At 32.0% G+C, this 13,619-nt stretch carries 18 protein-coding genes and 1 other annotated feature (1 of these 19 cut by a window edge); of the genes, 1 reads left to right on the top strand and 17 read right to left on the bottom strand.

Going from position 1 to position 13,619, the window contains the following annotated elements; translation table 11 throughout:
- Nucleotide 1: 1 nt before the first annotated feature.
- Nucleotides 2-1,567, bottom strand: coding sequence for an ABC transporter permease (locus tag BR43_RS11870; RefSeq protein WP_034562204.1), 1,566 nt, complete (start codon nt 1,565-1,567; stop codon nt 2-4).
- A gap of 221 nt (nt 1,568-1,788) precedes the next feature.
- On the opposite strand from BR43_RS11870, the gene BR43_RS11865 reads away from it, so the two are divergent.
- Nucleotides 1,789-2,643: a hypothetical protein gene (locus BR43_RS11865; protein WP_034562203.1), complete on the top strand. Its 855-nt coding sequence runs from the start codon at nt 1,789-1,791 to the stop codon at nt 2,641-2,643.
- Between the two features lie 66 nt (nt 2,644-2,709).
- Here BR43_RS11865 and BR43_RS11860 read toward each other — a convergent pair whose 3' ends face one another.
- From BR43_RS11860 to BR43_RS11795, 16 genes are all read right to left on the bottom strand, one after another.
- Complete coding sequence (locus BR43_RS11860) at nt 2,710-3,060, bottom strand: zinc ribbon domain-containing protein YjdM (RefSeq protein WP_034562201.1); 351 nt, start codon at nt 3,058-3,060, stop codon at nt 2,710-2,712.
- Between the two features lie 428 nt (nt 3,061-3,488).
- Nucleotides 3,489-3,782, bottom strand: a complete 294-nt coding sequence (locus BR43_RS11855; protein ID WP_342668048.1) for an immunity protein Imm33 domain-containing protein — start codon at nt 3,780-3,782, stop codon at nt 3,489-3,491.
- A complete protein-coding gene (locus BR43_RS11850; RefSeq protein WP_034562199.1) occupies nt 3,769-4,311 on the bottom strand; it encodes an ankyrin repeat domain-containing protein in 543 nt (180 codons plus the stop codon). The genes BR43_RS11855 and BR43_RS11850 overlap by 14 nt, the downstream gene beginning before the upstream one ends.
- A gap of 32 nt (nt 4,312-4,343) precedes the next feature.
- Nucleotides 4,344-5,033: a hypothetical protein gene (locus BR43_RS11845; protein ID WP_034562197.1), complete on the bottom strand. Its 690-nt coding sequence runs from the start codon at nt 5,031-5,033 to the stop codon at nt 4,344-4,346.
- 12 nt (nt 5,034-5,045) lie between these two features.
- Nucleotides 5,046-5,381, bottom strand: a complete 336-nt coding sequence (locus BR43_RS11840; protein WP_169741053.1) for a CdiA family toxin C-terminal domain-containing protein — start codon at nt 5,379-5,381, stop codon at nt 5,046-5,048.
- A 4-nt stretch (nt 5,382-5,385) separates the two neighbouring features.
- Nucleotides 5,386-5,568 (bottom strand): hypothetical protein, encoded by a 183-nt coding sequence (locus tag BR43_RS11835; RefSeq protein ID WP_034562194.1) that lies wholly within the window; start codon nt 5,566-5,568, stop codon nt 5,386-5,388.
- 262 nt (nt 5,569-5,830) lie between these two features.
- Nucleotides 5,831-6,199 (bottom strand): hypothetical protein, encoded by a 369-nt coding sequence (locus tag BR43_RS11830; protein WP_034562192.1) that lies wholly within the window; start codon nt 6,197-6,199, stop codon nt 5,831-5,833.
- 82 nt (nt 6,200-6,281) lie between these two features.
- Nucleotides 6,282-6,662 (bottom strand): hypothetical protein, encoded by a 381-nt coding sequence (locus tag BR43_RS11825; RefSeq protein ID WP_157464017.1) that lies wholly within the window; start codon nt 6,660-6,662, stop codon nt 6,282-6,284.
- 16 nt (nt 6,663-6,678) lie between these two features.
- Nucleotides 6,679-8,199: a T7SS effector LXG polymorphic toxin gene (locus tag BR43_RS11820; protein WP_034562188.1), complete on the bottom strand. Its 1,521-nt coding sequence runs from the start codon at nt 8,197-8,199 to the stop codon at nt 6,679-6,681.
- Nucleotides 8,189-8,548, bottom strand: coding sequence for a DUF3958 family protein (locus tag BR43_RS11815; protein WP_034562186.1), 360 nt, complete (start codon nt 8,546-8,548; stop codon nt 8,189-8,191). The genes BR43_RS11820 and BR43_RS11815 overlap by 11 nt, the downstream gene beginning before the upstream one ends.
- Nucleotides 8,545-8,835: a TIGR04197 family type VII secretion effector gene (locus BR43_RS11810; protein WP_034562184.1), complete on the bottom strand. Its 291-nt coding sequence runs from the start codon at nt 8,833-8,835 to the stop codon at nt 8,545-8,547. The genes BR43_RS11815 and BR43_RS11810 overlap by 4 nt, the downstream gene beginning before the upstream one ends.
- 647 nt (nt 8,836-9,482) lie before the next feature.
- Nucleotides 9,483-10,385, bottom strand: coding sequence for a helix-turn-helix domain-containing protein (locus BR43_RS11805; protein ID WP_034562182.1), 903 nt, complete (start codon nt 10,383-10,385; stop codon nt 9,483-9,485).
- Nucleotides 10,386-10,930: 545 nt separating this feature from the next.
- Complete coding sequence (locus BR43_RS20335) at nt 10,931-11,107, bottom strand: hypothetical protein (protein WP_211252927.1); 177 nt, start codon at nt 11,105-11,107, stop codon at nt 10,931-10,933.
- A 42-nt stretch (nt 11,108-11,149) separates the two neighbouring features.
- Entirely contained in the window at nt 11,150-11,647 is a 498-nt protein-coding gene (locus tag BR43_RS20330; RefSeq protein WP_211252926.1) for a reverse transcriptase family protein, read from the bottom strand.
- Nucleotides 11,586-11,858 (bottom strand): RNA-dependent RNA polymerase family protein, encoded by a 273-nt coding sequence (locus BR43_RS20325; protein WP_211252925.1) that lies wholly within the window; start codon nt 11,856-11,858, stop codon nt 11,586-11,588. Before BR43_RS20325 ends, BR43_RS20330 begins: the two co-directional genes overlap by 62 nt.
- Before the next feature lie 363 nt (nt 11,859-12,221).
- Nucleotides 12,222-13,421 (bottom strand): M20 family metallopeptidase, encoded by a 1,200-nt coding sequence (locus tag BR43_RS11795; RefSeq protein WP_034562180.1) that lies wholly within the window; start codon nt 13,419-13,421, stop codon nt 12,222-12,224.
- 97 nt (nt 13,422-13,518) lie between these two features.
- Nucleotides 13,519-13,619, bottom strand: a binding site (T-box leader) (it continues 154 nt past the right edge of the window).

The raw sequence follows: 13,619 nt of genomic DNA, 5'->3' as shown, positions 1-13,619 counted from the left end.
TTTACATAGTTAAGATTTTTTTAGGTTGCAATCGAACAATTCCCACAGAAGAAATCAAAATCGATAAGAAACAAATTCCTAGACCAATTCCGCCTAATTTGACTAAGTCTGCTGTTGAAACGGTAATATTTAATTCATCAATTTTTTTAGCAGTAGCTGCATTGGTTGCCCCTAAATTGCCAAAGCCACCCATTCCACCGCCACGTTGATTGCCTCCAGGTCCACCTTGACCTGGTTGTCCACCATTTTGTGAATTCGTATCGGTTGAACTCGTCGTAGTTTCTGTTGTTTGTTGATCCAATAATTGTTGACCAACTACATTTCCCACAAACTTTCCACTCACACCAGCTACACACATAGCCACTAAGAAGATCACAAAAATTTCTGTAAAAAATTGCGCAATTAACTTCCAACGTTTTTCACCTAAAGAAAGTAAAACTCCCATTTCATACTTACGCTCACGAATCGTCATCATAATAATTAATGCCAAAATAATCACACCAGCCACTGTTACTAAAATAACAATCTTATTCGCAAAACTAGAAACATTCTCAATCGGTTGAATCATTTGTTCATATACAGCTGTATCAGTTTGCAAGCTGAATGTAGTTGTATCTAAGCCTGTCGATTCAGCAGATGTAACAAAGCTTGCAACATTCTCTGGATCATCTAAATTATAAATAACTGAGTCAACACCATTTGCATAGGTATCTCCTTTTAATGTATTCGCAAAAGTATAGGGTACATAGATTTGATTAGATGGATTTAAGAAGTTAAAATTCGCTGCCATTGCATTGTCGCTAGTTGTTGTTTCGTAAATCCCTTTAATCGTCAATTCATAAGTTGCCGTTTCATCAGTTGGATTAGAAATTGTAATCGTATCACCAACTTTTAACTCATTCGCTTCGGCAAGACTTTGTTCAACTAAGACAACATTCTTATCCACATCTTCTTTCGTTAAGGCCTCGCCAGAAGTTAGTTTGCTTGTTCCATCAGTAAAGGCAGCCAAATCAGCAGTAGATAAGACACCTTGAACATTCAAATCTCCTTGGGCAGCACCTGGACCGAACTTGGCACCACCAGCTTCGTCAGACATCCCATTCCCATCAGGCCCACCTTTTTGCTGGGTTTCAGTAGTTGAACTCTCCGCTGTACTTGAATCAGTTGAATCGCTACTAGAAATCGGATCAAATGAATCCGCCCCTGCTGAAGTTGTTGAAATAAAATTATAGCTTTTAACATTTTCTAGAGCGGCTATTTTTGTAGCTGTATCCAAGTCAACAGGTGTCGATTGATAGGAACCTGGTGTTGGACGTTTTTCTTCAGTCGTTGAAGTCGAACTATCCGTGGTAGTTTCAGTTTTTTTCAATGTATTTTCTCGATTGACACCTAGTGTAACTGAGCTTCCCATTGATTTTCGGGCTTCGGTAGTAGCTACCTTAGAGGCGCTTTGAATCGTAATTCCAGCTAAAACGAAGATCAAAATTGCTGAAAAAACTAACAATAACATAAAGGAACGTCCCTTCTTCGCCTTCGTACTTAATAATGCCCGTTTGATAAAATTCATTTCTGTTTCCCCCTAAATATAGTTAACAAAAATCCGCTAACTTTAAATTGGCAATTCGTACATTTGCTCTGTACTAAGTTATACTCGGTGAAGCTTAAAGGAAGCTTAAAAATAATTTATAGCATTATATAAAATACACACTTTATTTATACGTTTAATAATAATGATAAATATGTTATCATTATTATTGTTAAATAAATTTAAAGGAGTTCGTTAAAGTTATGTACAATCAATTAACAAAATTTTTAGAAACAAAGGATAGTGAAATTATTACAGATTCTTTTGTGATAACAGGAAATGTATTGAAATTTACTAACATTACTATTCAGTTAAGTAATATTTCACAAATTTATGCTGGGAAAAGAAAGTTTCAAATACCTTATATAGCTATCATCGTATTCTTGATTTCATTGATGTTACTTAGAGTACAATTTATTATAGGCTTAATCGGATGTGCTCTATCCGGATTATATATTTACTCACTTTATCAAAAACATAATGATACAAAAGTTTATCTATCTTTCAGCTTAAATTCTGGTAAACATTACTTAATTTCATTTAATAATCAGCAATTTTTAAATGAAGTTAGAGCAATAGTTGAAGCTTCCTTTAATAAGCAAAAAGGCGATTATAAAATAAATATCGCTGAACAAAAAATTATTCATGGAGACCATCATACCGTTAAAGGGGACTTGAACTACGAGATTCAAGAAGACCACTCTATTAACTCTCATAATACAGATAGTTTTAATGATGATCATTCAACTACGTTAGGAAACTTAACAAATAGCAATGTGCAACTAGGTAATAATAATGCCGCTATTCAAACTACTACTACAAACTATGATTGGAAAGCTATTGAGGCAGAGTTATCTCAAGTTATTTCAGCCTTAAAAATTGATTCTCCAGTAAAAAAAGCTAGTGAAGAAGCCTTGATTGCTGCTAGAGAAGAAAATATAACTTTATTTGAAACTATTATAAAAAAGTATAGAAATGAATTTTGTTCTGAACTTTTTCAAAATATTGTAAGTGGTGTACTCGCTCAAGTTATTTTAAATATTCTTAAAATTGGATAATTAGACAAAAAATAGCCCTAACTAAAAATCTAATTGATTTTAGTTAGGGCTATTTTTGCTATCTAGTTAAATCTTTTTAACAAATTCTGATTTTAATTTAATTGCACCAAATCCATCAATTTTACAATCAATATCATGTCCAGCATTTAAATCTCCATCAATCAAACGAATACTCTTCACTTTTGTACCTAATTTAATTGCATTCAGATATCCTTTAACTTTTAAGTCTTTGATGACACTAACTGAATCACCGTCATTTAAAACATTGCCATTAGAATCTTTTACAACCTTAGCAGCCTCCGCTTCCGCAGCAGCTTCTGGTGACCATTCGTGCGCACATTCTGGACACACTAAAAGACTTCCATCTTCATAAGTATACTCAGAACCACATTCTGGGCAGTTTGGTAATTTATCCATTTATCCATCCCTCCAATCTCATTTTGTTAAATTATATAGAGCTAACTTAACCAGCACTTTATAACTATCCTTATTCATTATATACGATTCACTTGCTTTTTCAAATTGCTTTTTGATTTTCTTTGTCTTCCTAGCCAATAAACATAACTTAAGAACAGCATTTCCATATGGTCGCAAGCGCTTTTAAGCATAATGCATTCTTTACTATTTCATTAGGTACAGTTTCAATCAATTTAACTTTATTTGAATGCCTTCGTATCTAAAAATTGAATCTTATACATTCACTAAAGTTCTCATGTATAAATCAGTGATTCAGAACTTAATGATTTAATAACTAAGTTTGTATTTGTACCTTTAGATTTTTCCAATGCCTTTAAAAGAATTTCAATCAAATCTCTTCAATACTCTTTTCACGTCCACTTTTCAAATCATAAAAACCTATATGGACCCCTTTGCTCATATAACCAGCACAAATCCGTTCCGTATGGAGCATTAAATAATTCCAGCATAACTGGCGCTAGTTTAAATAATGTACTTGCGCTGACAACTTGAAAGTTATCTGCTTCATTCACATATTTATCATCATCTGCAACAGAATAAACAGTCCATCCGTTTAATGCGGCAATAGATGATTTTTCCCTAAATGTGTAGTGTATTTGTTTCCCTGCTAGAACATTTTTTGACACAACAAACCCACCATAATCAGAATTATCTATTGTCATGTTCAACCTCCTCAATAATTTCTAAAAAGTCGTTTCTCCATGAATATTCTTTGGCATAATCCAAACAAGATTTTCCAAACATATCTTTTAAATTGTAATCAGATCCCTCAGTAAGCAATAACTTATACATTTCTTTATTATCTGCAGTTGGCAATTTATTTATTGTCAGTGCATATTTTAATGGTATTGCATTATACTTATCTGTTGCATTTAGATCAATTCCATAACTTATCAAAAGTTTAGTTACTTCCAGTGCGTATGCAACAGGTGGGCGGAAGTTACAAAAATAGAGCCAATGTAGTGCATTTCGTTTTTCTTTTTTTGTGACATAGTTAATATCGATGCCTTCTTCTAGTAAAAATTTTATAATTTTAAGTTTTTCTTCTGGATTTTTATCATTGGCTACTACCATAACCAACAAGTTTAAATCTAAGTTTTCATCAACCTCGTTGATATCTCCTTTATAATAATTTTGAAAATCTTGAAACGTTCCATAACTAACAGCCTCAAAAATATCTAGTATTCTCATTTTAAGCTTCTTCTTATCTATTGTTATTCGTACTATAGATTAAAAACCGCTTTTATTTCTTTTAGTAGTCCTTGAAGTTTAGTATCCTCATTATAATTTTCCTCGATGTATCGCTTTAAATAAGTATAGAATTCATCGTAATAATAATAAGCTTTTTCATCATTTGGAGAAGCTGGATACTCTGAAACAAGCAAAACTTGATCATTTTTAATTTCTTGCAATTCTTCTTCGTCATCCTCTTCATCAAGATCATTCTTAAAAAGTATCCCCATGGAATCAACTCCAAATGCTTCCATTTTTAGAAATTTTTCTAGCATTACCTCAATATTTCCACCGATTAAAAAAAAGTATTGATTAATTAAATTTTCTTTTTTTATTTCATTTAGTAGTCCTTGAAGTTTAGTATCCTCATTATAATTTTCCTCGATGTATCTCTTTAGATAAGTATAGAATTCATCGTAATAATAGTAAGCTTTTGCATCAGTTGGAGAAGCTGGATACTCTGAAACAAGCAAAATTTGATTATCTTTAATTTCTTGCAATTCTTCTTCGTCATCCTCTTCATCAAGATCACTCTTAAAAAAAACAGCCATTAGATCTAGTCTAAAAGATTCTTTATTCAGAAACTTCATCATAAAATCTTCAATATAGCCTCCAAGTAAAAAATAAAACTGATTAACTATTTTTTCTTTTTCTAGTTTATCTGTAATTAAATTGTACATTTTTTCCTCCTATTACTTCATTGATGGATGAAAATTTTTCAATTCTCCCGTTACGTCATCTAAGTATCCTGTAAATTCTATACCATTAGATGATATACCTTTGATTACTCTTCCATTAACCTTTCCATTTTGCATAGCTTCTACTCCTAAATTATACATGTCTTCATTAGAAAATATTTTAGGATCATAGACAGTTTTTGGCTCTGGAATCTTTTTATATTCATTTGGAATCAACTGTCCTTTTACTTCTTTTGGTACCTGATAGTCTATTTCATAAATCCCATCAATTGTTGGATGAGGTTTTTTATTTATGATACAGTCCTCAATAGTAAATCCTTGATTTCTCAATTCTTCATAATGGACGTGTTCCATAATAACCCGCAATTCCCACTACCGCAATCCTACTTGCTAGTGTTGACCAATGCTGAAGCTTTTCAAGATCAGTTAAAGGTTCTCCAGTATCATAATTTTTTCCTTCCCTTAATTCAATTGCTAATTTAGAGAACTCATCAAGTTCCCCTCTTCCTGCAATCATGTCCCGTCCATATACGGAAGTATTGGCTTTATTTAAATACTAGAATTTATTCATTTTTTATTTTCATAGCACTAAATACTTTCAAAAAAGAAATCAACAGTTATTTTAGAAGATTCTAAAAGCTGTTAACTTCTTTTTATTCATAACTCTTATTTCTATCACTCGGTATTTACACAAGTAAATCCTATTTACTTGCTAAAATTCCAGATTGGTTTCCTTAAAAATACTCTATAACATTTTCTAATTCTTACTAGTATGAAACTTAATTACATAGCTGTCTTCTCACCACTAAAAATAATTTCCGACTATTTTCATCAGCTAGATATTTCTCATATACTACTCTTTCTAAGCAGGAGTATAATTCTTTAAAAGATAAATAAATTTTTTCATCTTCTTGAACAGCTGGAGATTCTGCTAAAAGTACAACTTGATTCTTTTTTATTTCTTGAAGTTCTTTCTGGTCCTCATATTCATCTAAATCTTCTTTAAATAAAATAGACATGGATTCTATTCCAAAACATTCTCTATTTGCAAATTTCTCCATAGCCATCTCTAGATTATTTCTGATTAAAATAAAGTACCCATTAATTAGTTTTTGCATTTCTTCATTATCTGTTACTAATTTATACATACAATTCTCCACCATTTGTAAATTATTAATTTGTTCCTAAAGAACTTCACAAAAAAGAGGCTTATTCCTATTAATACTAAAATCAAGTTCGCATTTGCGGATTATATAAATCAAATGCTGTTTTACGCATTTCCGAACGCTTGCCATCTGATATTTTTTGATTAAAATCAAATTCTTTTTCAGTCATTGTAAAATATTCTGAAAATCGGTGATCCTCTTCTACTAATTGCTTTAATTCTTGACACCAAGGATAGTCCATGTTTATTTTTAATGGCTTTTGTTTAACTGATTTTCCTTCTTTCATCCATAATTCTCTTTTGTAGCCTAGCTTCAACCAACTTAATATGTCTATTATGGCTACAACTAAAGAACGCTTATCTTGACTATTACTTTTATAAGAAAGTAGAGTCTCACTTTTTCTGTTTCTTAAAAATTGAGTCATATCTTTCACTAAATTATCCATATCTTCCTCCTTAAATTTACCAACCTGAATAAGGATCATAAATACTGTTTTCATAATTTCTCCAAATGTGTACTTGCAAATCATTTAAATTTTCAAAATTTGGAACTTCTCCATTTTGTATTTGAAATTGTCTTTCGTAAAAATAAGCTCTCTTTTCCCACGACCAATTTGATACGCCCTCTACTCCATAACCATCTAAATAATCTATAACATGTATTCCCTCATGAACAATATCATTCATTATAGTTGAAGAGCTTTTTTTAACATAAATCTGATCTTTTACTTGTATCGCCATAGCATCTGGTTGTCCAGTATAACTCTCAAACAATTCATCTCCTAAAATATTAATCTTAATTTGTTTATTTCTAAGTTCTTGTGCTATTTCAGTAGATTTCTTAGTTACACCATCTAGTTGAGTCACTATATCTTCTCTAGTTAAGTTTTGATTTATTCTATCCGAATTTCCATACTTAGCAGCTTTTTTCACTACTTTTGGTTCATTAAGCTTTTGATTCATCCGATTAATCGACTTTACAGCTCCATACATAAACCCAAGTGACCACAACGAATCCCACACGCCACTTTCATCCAGCTTACCTCTTGCATCTTGACCATGTGCTAAAATCGACATCCACCAACCATATTGCTTTCCTGAAAAATACTCCGTTCCATTGATTTTCCACACATTATTTACACGCTGTTCCCACTCTTTAGGACTCAATGCGATAATCGAATACTGTTCTTGATTTAAGTACTCTCCAACTTTTCTTAAATAAGCTGTTAATTCTGGATCAATCACACTTAATCCATCCTTTTCCAATGCCCATGTTGTTTTGCCAGTCATTGGATCATAACATTTAATTATATCATAATTCGATAGTTTTTGATTGGTTTCTTCATCAAGTCCCTTTTTCTTCCCTTCAGAAATCGCCCATTTTTGATTAATAGAAGTTGCCCACTCTAAGTTTAACCCAAGTGTCGAAAATGTACCAGTTGACTGATTCCACGTTTTTCCTTCTACAATAATTTGCACCCCAATTTCTAACTCTGCTAATTGGGCTTCTAATTCATCAAAGATTTGTATTGAAAAATAATCAAATTCTCGTAATTGATCTAATTTTTTAGTCGTATGAAATTTCATTTCTTGTAGATTGTCTATCATATTATCAATTAATCCAGTTTGGTCTTCCAAGGAATCCAACATCTGGGTTAACCGATTGTATTGATCAATTCGAGCTTCTAAAACATATTCTTGTAGATCATTGACATCCACTTCATTTAAATAACGGTCAATCAAGGTTTGATTGGTTTTTATCATAGTTTCACTAACTAAAATAAACCCTTTTGTGACAGGGATATAAACCATTTCAAAATAATTTTTCGCTGAATCATAAGTAATTCCTGTTAATGATGGTTCTATGATAATGTCCATTAAAGCCTTTTGAATCGCTTCCATTGATTGAATCGTGTCACAACTATCTTGTTTAATTTCATCTAATTGTGCACGTAATTCTCCAACATACACTTTAATCTCCATGTAGTTTCTCCTTAACTACTAGTTGTTGTCTCTCCCATTCTAATTGAACTACTTTTTGTACTAAGCTTTGTTTTTCTTGTGCTAATTCTTCTTGACTATCCTCACTTTTTTGCCAAAATCGTTGTTGAGTAGTCACGGCTTCCTCTAATAAAGATTCCGTACGTTGATACATTTCACCATGTTGCCAAATCGCTTGATCTTCATGGAATCCTTGAACTACTTCACTAAAAATGGAATGAGCTTCTTCACTCTTTTGTTCGTATTTTTGATACATACGCTCTGACTCTTCCTGTTGTTCTAACGCATTTCTTAGTCGATAATTGACTTCCTCAAACGTTTGTTTGGTCATTTAAAACTCCCCTCAAACGAATTAAACCCTTGTTTTAATTGCGTATCTAAAGCTTCAAAACTAGCTGCTACACTCTGAATTTTCCCAACATCTCGAATTAATGCGTTTCCAAAAGAAGTCGTTACACATTGTTTCCTTTGAATGATAGAATCAGATGTCTGATTTCCTTGTAAGGTGGTTTGTGCTGTTGCCTGTATTGCTTTCATTTGATTAAGAGAACTAGTAGCATTCACTAAATTAGTAGCTAATGTCCGGGCTTTTCCTAAATCACTTTGAAATTGAACCATTTATTAAACCTCCTTTTTAACCATATTAATAGTAAAACATTTTACATAATAAGCCTTACTTCCATATACAAAAACATTCGTTATTCAATCGTTAAAATAAACTAGCTTAGCACATTCTTGTAATTCATGGACGGTATTTACAAGAATTAGATACTAAGTTAGCTCACCTAGTACGCGCAAGTTTAAAATACAAGTGTGTAAATTCGGCACGTTTATTTTTGTATTCTAAACTATTATACGTACTATTTTTTATAAAATGAACGAAAAATACGGCTAGATATTTTTAATGGCATTGCCAGTTAATTAACTATTCATTACATAATTAATAAAAAAAGCTAGTATTTATATTAATTTTTAGGTACAATGAACATGTCAATGACTCTATTGGCAAAGGCAACAATAGTATAGTTTACTGATTATACTATTGAATCTAAAAGCTAGTGGTTGCTGGTTTTTGGTTTGCCTTTTTTTTCGTTCAATCTTATACTAGTATTAAAGTATAAAAACAGTATTCAAAAAAAATGACTGTCTTTTCTCAAAATTTTTTACACTTTAATAATTTCTAGTTTAACTTATTCCTCTAAAGTCTGTCAATTAATTATATAATTTCTGTATATTATCAGTAAAATTTAATTTAATTTTACTTATTACATTTCTAAAAATTTTTCTAATAATTCTAAATTAAATTCTTTAGAATCTTTTTTTATTGCTATAATCATATTTTGATTATCATTTAAGATTGCTAGGGAACTCGCCATTATAAAATGCTGTTCCGCTCTAGCTTTTTGATTCAATTTGTATAAATTATAGGCTTTTGCATATATTAAAAATTCTTGACCAAAATCGATATCATTATTTCTACAATGCTCTAATCCTTTTTCAGCTATATCTACTGCTTTTTTATGCTCATGCATTTCTGAATAATATTCTGCTGTATTGAAATAAACTTTGATAATTTCTGAATTTCTAACATCAAAACTATCCAATTCTGAAATATTTTCTAAAAGAATTAAAGCTTTTTCAAAATATGTTTTCGCTTTATCACTATCATTTTCAAAATAGTACGTAACCCCTATTCCATTGGTTGCCAATATATGAAATATGTTAGCATTCTCCGAATCAATAGTAAGCACTTGATTAAAATTATAAAATGCTTCTCTATAATCATTTTCACCAATTAGTGATGTAATTCCAAAATAATAATAGTATTTCATCCTTTGTAAATTCGTTGTCAACCTATCAAATTCTATCAATTGTACGATTAATTCTTTTGCTTCTTTATGTTTAAGTTTATTGCATAATAACTGTACTTGTTTAAACTCATCATGGTACATTGAACTATCTGATTTAATCGTTTCATAAAATTGTTCAAGTGAAATATTTAACCTTTCAACTATAGCCAGTAACGTTTCTAGTGTCGGTAAGCGACCAAGATTTTCTAAGTTACTAATTGTACCCTGTGTACATATTCCATCACCTAACATTTCTTGTGTAAATCCATTTTTTCTTCTTTCCGTTTCTATTAATTTTCCTACAGCTGATTTTTTCATAACCTTCTCCTTTCTATTCGCCCATTGCTTTATTCTACACTATATAATATAATTAATATATACTTATTTTAAAAAAAGGAGGGGTTGTCATGCAAAATTTAACTATTGATGAAAATCTAATTGTTTTAATCTCCACATATACAAGCATTGGTTTTATCTAGTATCTATTCAACCATGATTTAATTTTATAACAACAAATCCTTTAAAACCAAAAAGAAGCCAACAATCATTTTAGAAAATTCTAAAATCTGTTGACTTTTTTATTTCATACTATTTTTTTAATTTAATACATCTATTTCTTTTTTTAATTCATTTCCAACTATTGAACAGTGTTTTTCTGATTTTATAACTATCACTTAATTTATCCTACTGATACATCCGGATATATTTTTTATCAATTCCATAATAAAAATTCCATAATTATCTAACTATAAATTAATGCTTTTGAAATTTTCAGTAAAGTAACGATATTCTTCTACCTTATCATACAAAACTTGAACTTGTAACATATTTCCTAATAATGCAATTCCCTCTGATTTATCTCTTTATTGTTCCTGATTCGCTAAAAGTAATTCTTTTAACACTCCCTTAGCTTGCTGAAATTCTTGATCTTGAAGATTTATTTGCACAATAAAATTCGTTTTCCCAATAAGTACTGACAGATAACGATCTATCCCACCTTTACCAAACGGCAGATACATCTGATCTTTTTGTTGCTCCAAATGAGAGCGAACACCGAAATTTTGGCAATAATAAATTTCTTGTCACAACTTTTTTCGATAAACTTTGGCAACTTGCGGTTTTTCATGTACAACGATTCCGGTAACAGATTGCTGGTGAGCTTTCGTAATCAATTTAGTTTTCTTTTGATTTAACGTAAATCCCATTTCTTGTAAAAAATTGCGCACTTTATTTTCCACAAATTTCCTATCAAATTCACCTAAAAAAGTCATATCGTCACAATATCTTGTATAGGTAATTTGCTGTTCCAGACACCATTTTCCAATATAGTCATCGAATGGCTGTAAAACTAAATTGGAAATTGCCGCTGATGTTGACGCTCCTTGTGGTAGAGCATCTTGATAACAACATAAATGAGTCAACAATGTACTTACTGCTGGCGGAAAATAACGACTAGGAAATGCACTTTGGCAAACCATCGAAAATAAAACACTTCCAAAGAAGTCTTCAATGTCTAACTTAAGAATTTGTTTTTGAGCAATATGAGGGCGTGGTTGTTCCCTTTTGATAGGCTGTTGCATAGATTGAACAAGGCATTCCCTCTAAAATATGGAGCAATATATTTTTCTGAATTTTTTTCAACAATGGTGATGGCGCTAATAACTGTCTTGGACTTCCATCACGTTTCGCAATAATAATTGATTCATACTGTTCCTCAACATGATTGCTTAGACTATATAAACAAGCAATCTCTTTGGCACTTAAATTCGTCTCATCGCCAAATAACTGCAATGAAAGTAAAAATTCATGACAGTGTTCCTTTGTACAATATTTCCATAAATCTAGATTCCCCCCTACCTATCAAAAATAGCCTTTTATGTACTATTAAATTAAACAGATAGAGACAATACTAAAATGTGATACCGTAAGTTGCGGAAATATACGCAGCCAAAGGCGTCATGCACATATAGTGTGGGGAAGTACCTTGAAGTAAATTACGGTCTAAGTCTAGTTACAGACGTATTCCCAACATACCAAGATCCGATGACGACTCGCCACCCGACTAGAGGATTACTCTAGATTCGCTATTGTCTCTATCCTATTCATTAATATAATCCTATCATAAAAGGACTAGCTAGGGAGCTAACTGTTTTATTATTTCGCTTGATTTGCCAAACTCTCTTGATGTTTTTCTTTGACCTCAGCCAATAGCTCAACATCTAAAATTAAATCTAATGCTGTACTAGCTAAAAGATCCGCACCTAATAAAATCGACTCTAGCCCTTTTTGACTTCTAGCCGCTGCTTTAAACTCAATACTGTGTCCAGCAATATACCCATCAGAAATTGAAATATTTGGCTGAATTGTAGGAACAACCTGGCTAACATTTCCTACATCTGTCGACCCACCAGCTACCGGTGAACTCTTCTCCTCTACATCAAATCCTAAACGATTTAGATGGTTTAAATAAATTTCATCAAAACGATACGTTGGCACATTATTATCTACTGAATTTTGAAATAGTCCAAATTTATAAGTCGTTCCTGTTGCTAAAGCAGCACCTTTCACAATATTCTCAAATTTTTGATAGACATCATTCAGCGTACTTCTTGCTTCAGCCCGTAAATAAAAGCGCGCAGAGGCGTATTCTGGCACAACATTCGCGACATCACCGCCATGGGTAATGATTCCATGAATGCGTACATCGTCTGGAAAATGTTGACGCAATGCATTAATTGAGTTATAGACTTGAATGACTGCATCAAGCGCATTAATGCCTTTTTCTGGTGCAGCTGCTGCATGGGATGCGCGACCAAAAAATTCAACATCAACAGGGTCATTGGCTAAAGAATAAGCAGTTAATGCATGTTGATACCCTGGATGGACACACAAGGCAACATCAACATCTTTAAAAAATCCTTCTCGAACAAAACTCGCTTTAGCAGAACCATTCTCGCCACCTTCTTCTCCTGGCGTTCCATAAACACGAATTTCTCCACCTACTTCATCTATTACTTGCTTCAAACCACTTGCTGCCAACAAAGACGTTGTTCCAAATAAATTGTGTCCACATGCATGTCCAATCCCTGGTAACGCATCATATTCCGCCAAAAATACCACAACTGGACCTGCTTTTTCCGCTTTATAACGAGCATCAAATCCAGTTCGATGTCCTGCCACATCAATTTTCACTGTGAAACCTTCTTTTTTTAATTGTTCAGATAATACTTCACATGCATGAAATTCATAATTGCTAACCTCTGGATGATCGTGAATGTCTAAAGCTAAAGCTTGATAAGTATCCTTCCTAGATGCAATAAAATCATTAAGTGTTTTTTGGTAACTTGTTGTCATAAGTGCTTCCTCCTATTAATTAGTTTTATTGGTTTCCCATGATTATCACTAGTTTTTTTTCGATAAAATAAAAAACTCCCATCCAATGTATTTACATACAAAGGACGGAAGTTTCCGCGGTACCACCTTTTTTATAGCGCAAAAAGCACTATCACTTAGGATACTTGAATCTAGCTTGATTCGCATATCATTGCACTA

The sequence above is a fragment of the Carnobacterium gallinarum DSM 4847 genome (assembly GCF_000744375.1).
In the GTDB taxonomy this organism is placed as follows: Bacteria; Bacillota; Bacilli; order Lactobacillales; family Carnobacteriaceae; genus Carnobacterium; species Carnobacterium gallinarum.
The sequence above is the reverse complement of the archived record's forward strand: the minus strand, read 5'-3'. Positions and strand labels throughout refer to the sequence as shown.

Excerpts from the sequence above, each read along its gene's own strand:
- BR43_RS11870 (WP_034562204.1), bottom strand. The coding sequence starts at position 1,567 with ATGAATTTTATCAAACGGGCATTATTAAGTACGAAGGCGAAGAAGGGA.
- BR43_RS11865 (WP_034562203.1), top strand. The coding sequence starts at position 1,789 with ATGTACAATCAATTAACAAAATTTTTAGAAACAAAGGATAGTGAAATT.
- BR43_RS11860 (WP_034562201.1), bottom strand. The coding sequence starts at position 3,060 with ATGGATAAATTACCAAACTGCCCAGAATGTGGTTCTGAGTATACTTAT.
- BR43_RS11855 (WP_342668048.1), bottom strand. The coding sequence starts at position 3,782 with ATGACAATAGATAATTCTGATTATGGTGGGTTTGTTGTGTCAAAAAAT.
- BR43_RS11850 (WP_034562199.1), bottom strand. The coding sequence starts at position 4,311 with ATGAGAATACTAGATATTTTTGAGGCTGTTAGTTATGGAACGTTTCAA.
- BR43_RS11845 (WP_034562197.1), bottom strand. The coding sequence starts at position 5,033 with ATGTACAATTTAATTACAGATAAACTAGAAAAAGAAAAAATAGTTAAT.
- BR43_RS11835 (WP_034562194.1), bottom strand. The coding sequence starts at position 5,568 with ATGATTGCAGGAAGAGGGGAACTTGATGAGTTCTCTAAATTAGCAATT.
- BR43_RS11830 (WP_034562192.1), bottom strand. The coding sequence starts at position 6,199 with ATGTATAAATTAGTAACAGATAATGAAGAAATGCAAAAACTAATTAAT.
- BR43_RS11825 (WP_157464017.1), bottom strand. The coding sequence starts at position 6,662 with ATGGATAATTTAGTGAAAGATATGACTCAATTTTTAAGAAACAGAAAA.
- BR43_RS11820 (WP_034562188.1), bottom strand. The coding sequence starts at position 8,199 with ATGGAGATTAAAGTGTATGTTGGAGAATTACGTGCACAATTAGATGAA.
- BR43_RS11815 (WP_034562186.1), bottom strand. The coding sequence starts at position 8,548 with ATGACCAAACAAACGTTTGAGGAAGTCAATTATCGACTAAGAAATGCG.
- BR43_RS11810 (WP_034562184.1), bottom strand. The coding sequence starts at position 8,835 with ATGGTTCAATTTCAAAGTGATTTAGGAAAAGCCCGGACATTAGCTACT.
- BR43_RS11805 (WP_034562182.1), bottom strand. The coding sequence starts at position 10,385 with ATGAAAAAATCAGCTGTAGGAAAATTAATAGAAACGGAAAGAAGAAAA.
- BR43_RS20330 (WP_211252926.1), bottom strand. The coding sequence starts at position 11,647 with ATGCAACAGCCTATCAAAAGGGAACAACCACGCCCTCATATTGCTCAA.
- BR43_RS11795 (WP_034562180.1), bottom strand. The coding sequence starts at position 13,421 with ATGACAACAAGTTACCAAAAAACACTTAATGATTTTATTGCATCTAGG.